The following is a 10,438-nucleotide window of genomic DNA, read 5'->3' on the forward strand; positions in this document are numbered from 1 at the left end:
TTTAATACCAACGTCTAGTAAACAAACCAAAAAGAGTTTTAAAGTCTAGCGTGACTACAAAACGGATTTTCTCGGCATACTGAGGTTGCGAAACTTCCCAACCTAAATTGGAATATACAGGAAAATAGAGCTCAAAATAATCTGGGATTAAACTTACTTGAATTCCTGTATCGTAAACAAACTCGATGTTGTTTCCATGGTTTTTCAACAAACCAATATCTCCATAAGCTAAAATATATTTCCAAATGGTAGCACTTCCGTTAATAGTGCTAATCCATTCGTTGGCATATGGTGTATCGAGTTTCGATTTAAAACCACCTTCAGCAATAATAATCTGCTGACTAAAAAGCCCAGAACTTTCCGAACGCCCATAATAGTTATAATCAAATAAATAATCGGTTGGTCTGTCTAATGCGTAACTAAAGTAATTAGAGGTTTTGTATGTTTTATTATACAGAAAAATTCCTGTAAAGAGCCTTAAATTGTATTGTCTATTCTTTTCAGTAAGTTTTCTATACTCAAAATTGATTGCAAGTTTTCCAAAATCTTTTCCAAATTGGACATCTGTAAACCAAGCGGTATAATCTTTTAAGCCTTTATTGATGTTGTTATAGCGAATATCTAAAACACTGTAATTGGGTTGTGTGGCATCTGCTGTTGGTAGTGGGTTTTTATCTCTATGGATATCTACATATCTTAGGGTAACAAATTGTTTTTCATTGGAACGTAGATTGGATTTATCTCTAAATTTTAAAGCCACTCCCGGAGTTAATTTTCTAACAAATAAATCTTCGGCATAACTAGAATAACTTCCCGAAACACCATAAGTAATGCTAAATAAATCGGAATTGTTTTCTATATATTGATTGTAATTTAAAGTAATAGAACCTGTTAATGAATTGGATTTTGTACCGTATTGTGGAGCCACTTTATAGTAAAAAGGCTTTTTAAGAATGGTTTTATTATAGGCTTTTACGCCAAGAACAATCCCATCGTAAATATTGTCGAATTCCACGATAGGCATAAGAAACACTTGGTTGTAGGAAGGGTCTTCGATGTCTTTTAAAAGCCTAACCTGAAGAGGTCTGTTAAAAAGAGAGTTTGTTAAGGACTTGGTATTATCTCTTAAGTTGTATTCAGGAACCACAAAATCCTTATTTAAAACCACTCTGGTACCGGTTCCTTTTGCTAGGGTTACAGATTTGGTGTCTGTAATATTTTCAATCCAAACTTTTGAAATTACAACATCGTTATCCAAAACAAACACCGAAATAGGGACATTGGCATTTGTTTTATTCTTAACCGTTACTTTTACAGAATCCTTTGATTCTTCCATATCTGAAATAGTGAAATCAATATACTTTTTAGTTTTTAGATAATCGGTAAAAAACCAATTGACATCCTTATTCGTGTTGGTTTTTAAAAGGGTTTCGAAATCGGAAGTTTTGGTTTCCTTAAAGGTGTATTCTGAAATATATTCTTTAATAGAATTCTCTAAAATATTTTCATTGATGTATTGATCCAAATAGCGCAAACCAACTCCAGCCTTATATTTATTGGCAATGTTTTTATTGAATTTTAACAACGAATCTTTTTCCATGCTTAAAGGTTGATCAAGGCCTTCCCGTGCCATGTGCATGTATAGAAAGGCATATTGATCGTTAAAATCCAGTTGGGTGGCATGAAAGGATTTTAATCCCCAAATTTTAGAAAGGGTTCCAGCTAGTTTCATATTGGGATAGTTTTCTTCTACATATTTCATTAAATAGTAGGTTTGCAAACCATCTATAAGCCATTGGTCTTTTCTAGGATTTATAATCAAGATATTTTCCAAATAGTTGTTTAGAGCTGTTTTTAAGATTTTCATTTCGTATTGAAATTTATCTGGAAACGGACGAATAAAACTAGGTAATAAGTTTAAACCATAAATAGGGTTTTTCCTATAGTCTATATCGGTAATCAATAATTTATCCAAAGGATAAGGACCTAAATTCCTAACCAAGAACTCCGATACATGATCGGTTATTACCAAGTTATCAATCATGTTTAAATCTTCTTGATCTAGATTGGAAACCATGGTGAAATAGTCGGTTTTTACTTGGCTGAATTGTTTCACTTTATTCAAGAACAGCTTTGTGTTTACCCTGTTTTTTCCTTCAAGTTTTACAACAGACACGCTGTCTTTTTGGAAGACATCTATCTGATCCAATTCTGAAGTTACCTTGTACACGTTTGGAATTTGCAATTCTATCTGAATGTCTGAAACAGGCACAAATAAATCGTCTAGATTTTTATTGCTGGAATATTGCCATTCGCCATTATAAACAGCGGGTGTTATGTACCAATAGCGCAGATTGTAATCTCCTTCATTGGAAACACCATATCTAGTAAATTTATCGCTAGGTACTTGAACAATGTATTTAAGGTGAATGGTATAGCTTTCATTTGGTTTTAAAGGAGTTTTCAATTGAACTTTTATAACATCGATATGTTCTTTAAGCCTGTTAAATTCAAGTTCTTGATTGTTTTGTACAATAGATGTAACTACCGAAAAACCTCTGTCTTCATTTTTTGCAAAATGAAATGCTGTACTATATTCTTCAGCAAAACGGACGGCTAAAGGTGTTTTTTTTGTGGCATAACTATGGTTCCAGTCGTTTAAATAGATAACATCTAAAGTATCTTCAGAAGTATTAAAATAAGTGATGTCTTGAGAAATTTTAATCTGATTTTTTTCCACCTGAAAGTCGGCTTTCAGATCTATTTTATTCTGACCTAAAACCCATATAGGTATAAAAAGAAACAAGACATGGCTTAAAATTCGGACTCTCAACTTATTTTATAAACTTTAAAGGTTGCACATTCGTGTTGGACATGGCTATATAATACATGCCATTGCTTAAGTTAGAAACATCGATACTTAACCGCTTTGAGGTTTCTAAGGAAATTATTTTAACAACCTGCCCTAAGGTGTTAAAAATATAAAGCTTGTTGGTTGAAAGAGTTGTTTTATTGATTTTTATTTCCAGTATATTTTCAATAATATTAGTGCCAGTAATTTGAAAACTATCTGTTTGGTAAGATGGGATATTCAATAAGGTTTCGTTGGTTTCCAATTGAAGGGTAACGGGAAGATGGTCGCTAAAATAATACAACGCTTCGCGGATTTCCGCTGAAAAATCTACCCCAGAACAATTAGCATTTTTAATTTCCTGATTATAACAAGCTATGTTTCCATTATTCCCAAAAGCCTGATAGCTGTTGTCCACATAGTAAATATCCTGATTGGATAGCATGTTGGTTGACGTTAAAATAAAATCGAACCTGTCATCAAAACCTCCAGTTGCCCCGCCTAAACCTGTTTGGGTTCTGGTAGATTGGGTAAACACATCTATATAATTGGTGTTGTTATGCCAAGAGCCCATTCTATTTGCGGGATCGGCAAACACAATGTTATTATCTGTACTTATTAACTCTTGAAAAGCCGGTTCTAAGTGGGTATAAACATTTAAATCTCCTGCCAACATGACGTTGCTGTTAGCAGGAAAACTGTTTAGATATGTTGTTAAATCTTGTACCATTTCTAATCTTAACGTTTGATTGTCTGTACCCCTAGAAGCTTTTAAATGACAAACAATTACGTTTAAATATACAGGATTAGTGCTTTGATTGGTAGAATTTAACTTTAATTTATAATGATTGAAGTCGCGATACAAAGTTGTTATTTCATATTGACTTTCTAAAATGAATTTCGAACTATTAAAAAACATCAAATTTTGAAGGTCATTTTGGTTTCCTGTAGCGTCATCAGAAGTATTTAAGGTAAACACAGCACTTCTATAATTCTCGTCTATTCTGTCTTGGAGCACCTGTAAAATGACGTTGGCACCATGGGCATTGTTTAGCTCGCAAACCATAAATAAATCGGGTTGATAATTGCTTAAAATATGATCTAAATGCTGAATTCGGTTTGGAACATTGGTGTCATTAGGGAAATTCAATAAATTATAAAACATCACTTTAAAGTTCTCTTGTGCCAACAAGCTATTAGTAAATAGCATGCAAAGGAGAGATACAAGTTGTATGTTTCTTAACATAAATAAATTTCGGATAATTTCAGAATTAGAAATTAGGGCTCAATCTGTATTTTTTATAGAATTCGTCAAGGATAACTATTACTTCTTCTGGGGAATCCACTAAGTGAATTAAATTTAGATCGACAGCGCTAATAGTTTGAAATTTATCTAATAAGGTATCTTTTATCCAATCAATTAATCCGCTCCAAAATTCAGTTCCCACTAAAATGATAGGGAATTTTTCTATTTTATTGGTTTGTATTAAGGTGATGGCTTCAAACAATTCATCTAAAGTACCAAATCCTCCAGGCATGACAACAAACCCTTGGGAATACTTAACAAACATGACTTTTCGAACAAAGAAATAATCGAAATCCAAGCTTTTATCATTGTCGATATATGGATTGTCATGTTGTTCGAAAGGTAAATCTATATTCAAACCTACCGAGGTTCCACCTGCAATATGGGCGCCTTTATTGCCAGCTTCCATAATGCCTGGTCCACCACCAGTAATTACGCCATATCCATGGTCTACAATTTGGCCAGCAATTTCTTGCGCTAATTTATAATACTTATTATCTGGTTTGGTTCTAGCAGATCCAAAAATGGATACGCACGGTCCAATTCTACTTAGTTTTTCGTAACCGTTTACAAACTCACCCATGATTTTAAAAATAGCCCAGGAATCGTTTGTTTTTATTTCATTCCAACGTTTATAGTGTTGTTCGTCTCTCATTTATAATGTTTTTTGTGTAAAGAATTCATGTGAACTTAATTTCACAAAGAAGTTTGTTAAAATAAATCCAAGGGCAAATTTAAGAGAAATATGGACATTTTAGGCGCTTTCTTTAAAGGATTTGCACTTAGATATTTAAAAATCTTTAATAAGTGATTTATTTTGATAATAGAATATAAAAAAAGAGATAAATCCAAAGTAAGATTTGTCTCTTTTATAAAAATTAGATTATTCTTTAAAGGTTTATTTTAATGGGCCTCGTCCAGAAATAAGGTTATACAATATAACAATAATAGCAATTACTAGCAAAATATGAATTAAATTGCCCGTAGGTATTCCTTGTACAACACCTAAAAAACCTAGCAGCCAAATTACTATACAAACAACGGCTACTAACCAAAGTATACTTCTCATATTAAAGGGATTTATGGTTAAGTTACTAATTTAGTGTTTTTTATGTAAGAATTATATTATTTTAATTCTTTTTTAAGAAACTGTGCTGTATAACTTGTTTTATGTTTGATGACTTCTTCGGGAGTGCCTTCTACTATCACCTCTCCGCCATTTTTACCACCTTCGTAACCTATGTCTATAATATGATCGACCATTTTAATAACATCTAAATTATGCTCAATAATTAAAACCGTATTGCCTTTATCGGCTAGTTTGTTCAATACAATCATAAGGACCCGAATGTCTTCAAAATGAAGTCCTGTTGTAGGTTCATCTAAAATATAGAAGGTGTTTCCGGTATCGCGCTTACTGAGTTCCGTGGCCAATTTAATACGTTGTGCCTCACCGCCAGAAAGCGTGGTGCTTTGTTGTCCGAGGGAAATATATCCCAAACCAACATCTTGAATGGTTTTAAGCTTTTTATGTATTTTAGGAATGTGCTCAAAAAACGGAACAGCCTCGTTAATGGTCATATTCAAAACATCGCTAATCGATTTTCCTTTGTAACGGATTTCTAAAGTTTCCCTGTTAAAACGTTTTCCTTGGCAGGTTTCACATTCTACATAAACGTCTGGGAGGAAATTCATTTCAATAACTCGTAAACCTCCACCTTGGCAGGTTTCGCAACGTCCACCTTTGACGTTAAAACTAAAACGACCAGGTTTGTAACCGCGAATCATGGCTTCTGGTATTTTAGAAAATAAACTGCGGACTTCGCTAAAAGTTCCGGTATAAGTTGCTGGATTACTTCGTGGTGTTCTCCCAATTGGAGATTGGTTGATGTCGATAACCTTATCAATATGTTCTAAGCCTTTAATACTTTTGTAGGGCATGGGTTTTTTAACACCATTAAAATAATGTGCATTCATAATAGGGTAGAGGGTTTCGTTTATTAAAGTGGATTTTCCACTTCCCGAAACACCTGTAACTCCAATCATTTTTCCCAATGGGAGTTTTACGGAAACATTTTTTAAATTATTTCCGGTACATCCTTTTAGTTCTATAAAGTTCCCGTTGCCTTTTCTTCGGGATTTTGGAACTTCAATTTTCTTTGTGCCATTTAAATAATCGGCTGTTAAGGTATTATGTGTTTTTAATTCGGCGGGTGTGCCAACACTAATAATTTCGCCGCCATGTTTTCCAGCTTTTGGCCCAATATCTATTACGTAATCGGCATGTTCAATCATGTCTTTATCATGCTCCACCACAATAACCGAGTTTCCAATATCCCTTAAGGCGAGTAAGGATTTTATCAGTTTTTCATTATCTCTTTGGTGTAGGCCAATGCTAGGCTCGTCCAAAATATAAAGCACACCAACCAATTGAGATCCTATTTGCGTGGCTAAACGAATACGTTGTGCTTCTCCGCCAGAAAGCGATTTAGAGCTTCTGTTTAAGGATAAATATTCTAAACCAACATCCAGTAAAAACTGAAGCCTGGTTTTAATTTCTTTAATAATTTCTTCCGCAATTTTAAATTGTTTGTCGGATAGATGCGGTTCTAATTCGTTGAACCAAGTAGCCAAATCTACAATGTCTTTATTGGCTAAATCGGCTATGTTATTTCCGTTTATTTTGAAGTATAGAGATTCTTGTCTTAAACGCGAGCCTTGACATTCGTCGCAACTTACCTTGTCCATATATTCTTTTGCCCAACGTTTTAAAGAGGTCGTTTCAGCATTTTTATACTGGCTTTCAATAAAGTTGGCAAGCCCTTCAAATTCAATTTTATAATCGCGAGTCACACCTAAAGTCTTGCTTTCTACCGAAAATTTCTCGTTTCCTCCGTAAAGAATCATTTGTTTAGCTTCTTCAGGAATGCTTTTATATGGATCGTTTAAAGAAAAATTAAAGCGTTGTGCAATGGCTTCAAGCTGCTTAAAAATCCATGAGTTTTTTTGAGATCCTTGTGGGGCCAATGCGCCAGCAGCAATGGATAATTTTGGGTCTGGAATGATTTTATTTTCGTTGACCTGATATAAAGACCCAATGCCGTTACATTTTGGGCAAGCTCCTTTTGGAGAGTTGAATGAAAAGTTGTTAGGTTCTGGATTAGGATAGGAAATACCAGAACTTGGGCACATTAAATTTCTACTAAAATAGCGCGTTTCTTGAGTGTCTTGGTCTAAAACCATAAGGACATCTTCACCGTGATACATGGCTGTATTTATGGTTTCGCTTAACCGTTTATCGTTATCCACAGAAGCATCAATTTTTAGACGGTCGATAACTATTTCTATATCATGGTTTTTATAACGATCTAATTTCATGCCTTTAACCAAGTCTAAAACTTCGCCATCTGCTCGTACTTTTACAAAACCTTGTTTCGCAATTTGCTCAAACAACTCTCTGTAATGACCTTTACGAGATCGTACCACAGGAGCTAGAATATTAATGCGTTTCCCCTTAAAGTTTTCTATTATAAGTTCTTTAATCTGCTCGTCGTTATAGCTCACCATTTTTTCTCCGGTATTGTAGCTATAGGCATCACTGGCACGGGCAAAAAGCAATCTTAGGAAATCGTAAATTTCAGTAATGGTTCCAACCGTAGAGCGTGGCGACTTGCTCGTGGTTTTTTGCTCAATGGCAATAACTGGCGAAAGTCCGTCTATTTTATCCACATCTGGACGTTCCAAACCACCTAAAAACTGTCTGGCATAAGCTGAGAAAGTCTCTATATAACGACGTTGACCTTCGGCATAAATGGTGTCGAAAGCTAAAGACGATTTTCCACTACCAGATAGCCCAGTAATGACCACTAATTTTTCTCTAGGGATGGTAACATCTATGTTTTTTAGGTTGTGAACGCGAGCGCCTTGAACCTCAATATTTTCTTCGAATAAACTCATATAAATAGGAGATTTTGTCCATTAGAATGACAAAAGTGCAAAGGTACAGATTCTGCATTTAAAAATGAAGGGAAGGTGAGATGGAGTTTTTGTTAAATATGATGTGGATTAGAGTTTTAACTTGCTTTTATTATTAGTGCGTGAAGGATTTTCGAACTATTTGTTTGTTGTTAACAATAGCAGATTGGCATGAAGTTCATGGGCGCAGAACTTGGGCTAATTCTAAATTAAGCTTGAATAAACTATGTGTGAGATATGGTATAAGCAGTAGCGGCTTTGATTTAGCTTTCAAAAACCTCTATCGAAACGTACAGGTTTTATTTTCAAAATCGTTTTCTTTACATTTGGAATCTAAAAGACCAAATCCCAATGAAACATTTTTTATTAACCTATATATTTGTTTTCCTATCTTTCTTTTCAATTAGCAGTCAAACAACAAAAAAAGTGCTTTTTATTGGTAATAGTTATACTGCTGCTAATAATTTACCATCTATGGTAAACAATATGGCACAGAGTACAACAGACGTATTAATTTTTGAATCCAATACACCAGGAGGTTTTCGGTTTATAAACCACGCATCCAATACAACTACGCTAAATAAAATTAATTCGAATGACTGGGATTACGTTGTTTTACAGGCACAAAGCCAGGAAACTTCTTTTGGACAATTGCAAATGGAAACAGAATTACACCCTTTTGCAGAATCTTTAAGCCAAACTATTCGAGCAAATAACGAATGTTCTCAACCCATGTTTTATATGACTTGGGGACGAGAAAACGGAGATGCAAGCAATTGTGGTAGTTTGCCTTGGGTTTGTAATTACGAAGATATGGATGATGTTATTAGAGCAACCTATCTTTTTATGGCAGAAACCAATGATGCTGAAGTAGCGCCAGCTGGTGCAGTTTGGAGATATCTTAGAACAAATCATCCCAGTATTAATTTATATTCGGGTGACGGCTCGCATCCGTCGTTAGCTGGTTCTTATGCTGCTGCAACTGTATTTTATACAATGATTTATAAAAAAGACCCCACTTTAATTACTTGGAATTCTAGCTTATCTCAAACAGATGCCAATATCATAAAAATGGCAGCTAAAACCATTGTTTTTGACGACATGTCCACATGGGATTTTACTATAAACCCAGCCCTAGCAGATTATTCGGAAGTTATTAATGCAGGCGACGTATCTTTTACAAATACTAGTGCTGGTTTTGACACATTGCTTTGGGATTTTGGTGATGGAAACACTTCTACCGAAATCAATCCGGTGCATACCTATGCAGATACTGGAAATTATCTGGTTTCCCTAACTGTTACGAAGTGTGGAAAATGGGATACAAAAACAAAAACTTTAAATATCAGCAATTTAAGTATTGAGGAATTTGATTTAAATGGAATAACTGTTTTTCCAAATCCAATATCTAACAGGCTTAACATAAAATTAAACAGAAATTATAAGGACTTAAGTATCGAGGTTTTTGATATTATGGGAAAATCTATCATAAAAAGAAACGCTCAAAACGTGGAAAGTTTGAATTTAGACGTTACAGTTTTAGGTCGTGGTATGTATATTTTGAGAATAATAGCAGATACTCATTATTACGCATCTAAAGTGATTAAGAATTAATATAAACAAAGAAGAACTTGGAGAAATAATAAGAGATTTTTATCTATCTACATTCACTTCAATTAAAAAATTACATCGAAAAAATAACTTCTTTATATTCCTTTGCCCATTTAATTAGGGTGTCTGGAGCAGGTTCTAAATTCAGTTTTTCAATGATGTTGGTTCGGTGTTTTTGTATGGTTCTGGCAGACACAAATAAGAGTTCGCTAATTTCTGCCGAACTCTTGTCTTGAGATATTAAACGAATAATTTTCCGCTCGGAAGGGGTTAAAAGAGCCACTTTTTTAAGCTCGTCTTCCACACTGATTTCAAAATTATTATCAAAAGAATTACTGTAATAGATCTCGTTGTTCAAAACGGTGGCAATACAGTTTTCTATATCTTCCATGCTATCTTCTTTTAATAGATAACCGTCTATTCCCAGTTTTTTTGCTTGTACCACAAAACTTTTTTCTTTGTGGTAGGTCATAACAATAAAATTTGTTTTTAAGTTTTTCTCTCTACATTGTTTAATAACTTCAAAGCCATTTAATAAAGGCATTTCAATATCCAAAAATGCAATTTTAGGTTTTAAGTTTACAATGGCTTCCAAGGCATCTGCACCATTTTCTGCAGTTCCAACAATGGTATAACCGGCTTGTTCTAATTCTTTTCTTAGGCCTCTTAGCATAATAGGGTGATCGTCGGCAATA

7 protein-coding genes are annotated in these 10,438 nt (G+C 34.2%); 1 reads left to right on the forward strand and 6 read right to left on the reverse strand.

Annotation, left to right across the window (positions count from 1 at the left end):
• Position 1: 1 nt before the first annotated feature.
• From VKY47_RS11755 to uvrA, 5 genes are all read right to left on the reverse strand, one after another.
• The gene (locus VKY47_RS11755) at positions 2 to 2,806 is read right to left on the reverse strand and encodes a gluzincin family metallopeptidase (RefSeq protein WP_324313002.1); all 2,805 of its coding nucleotides are present in this window, start codon (positions 2,804 to 2,806) and stop codon (positions 2 to 4) included.
• 28 nt (positions 2,807 to 2,834) lie between these two features.
• The gene (locus tag VKY47_RS11760) at positions 2,835 to 4,061 is read right to left on the reverse strand and encodes a T9SS type A sorting domain-containing protein (RefSeq protein ID WP_324313003.1); all 1,227 of its coding nucleotides are present in this window, start codon (positions 4,059 to 4,061) and stop codon (positions 2,835 to 2,837) included.
• 61 nt (positions 4,062 to 4,122) lie between these two features.
• Positions 4,123 to 4,812 (reverse strand): LOG family protein, encoded by a 690-nt coding sequence (locus tag VKY47_RS11765; RefSeq protein ID WP_324313004.1) that lies wholly within the window; start codon positions 4,810 to 4,812, stop codon positions 4,123 to 4,125.
• A 243-nt stretch (positions 4,813 to 5,055) separates the two neighbouring features.
• The gene (locus tag VKY47_RS11770) at positions 5,056 to 5,226 is read right to left on the reverse strand and encodes a lmo0937 family membrane protein (RefSeq protein WP_324313005.1); all 171 of its coding nucleotides are present in this window, start codon (positions 5,224 to 5,226) and stop codon (positions 5,056 to 5,058) included.
• Positions 5,227 to 5,282: 56 nt separating this feature from the next.
• On the reverse strand, positions 5,283 to 8,114 hold the full coding sequence (uvrA, locus tag VKY47_RS11775; RefSeq protein ID WP_324313006.1) for an excinuclease ABC subunit UvrA: 2,832 nt from the start codon (positions 8,112 to 8,114) through the stop codon (positions 5,283 to 5,285).
• 369 nt (positions 8,115 to 8,483) lie between these two features.
• Between uvrA and VKY47_RS11780 the strand changes: the two genes are divergently transcribed.
• Positions 8,484 to 9,746, forward strand: a complete 1,263-nt coding sequence (locus tag VKY47_RS11780; RefSeq protein ID WP_324313007.1) for a T9SS type A sorting domain-containing protein — start codon at positions 8,484 to 8,486, stop codon at positions 9,744 to 9,746.
• A 70-nt stretch (positions 9,747 to 9,816) separates the two neighbouring features.
• Here the strand turns inward: VKY47_RS11780 and VKY47_RS11785 are convergent.
• The coding region (locus VKY47_RS11785; RefSeq protein WP_324313008.1) for a response regulator transcription factor at positions 9,817 to 10,438 on the reverse strand (622 nt) is incomplete at its 5' end.

Source organism: Xanthomarina sp., from assembly GCF_035306705.1.
Lineage (GTDB): Bacteria > Bacteroidota > Bacteroidia > Flavobacteriales > Flavobacteriaceae > Xanthomarina.

What these genes read in the sequence shown, in the direction of transcription:
- VKY47_RS11760 (WP_324313003.1), bottom strand. Translation starts at nt 4,061, where the DNA reads ATGCTATTTACTAATAGCTTGTTGGCACAAGAGAACTTTAAAGTGATG.
- VKY47_RS11765 (WP_324313004.1), bottom strand. Translation starts at nt 4,812, where the DNA reads ATGAGAGACGAACAACACTATAAACGTTGGAATGAAATAAAAACAAAC.
- VKY47_RS11770 (WP_324313005.1), bottom strand. Translation starts at nt 5,226, where the DNA reads ATGAGAAGTATACTTTGGTTAGTAGCCGTTGTTTGTATAGTAATTTGG.
- uvrA (WP_324313006.1), bottom strand. Translation starts at nt 8,114, where the DNA reads ATGAGTTTATTCGAAGAAAATATTGAGGTTCAAGGCGCTCGCGTTCAC.
- VKY47_RS11780 (WP_324313007.1), top strand. Translation starts at nt 8,484, where the DNA reads ATGAAACATTTTTTATTAACCTATATATTTGTTTTCCTATCTTTCTTT.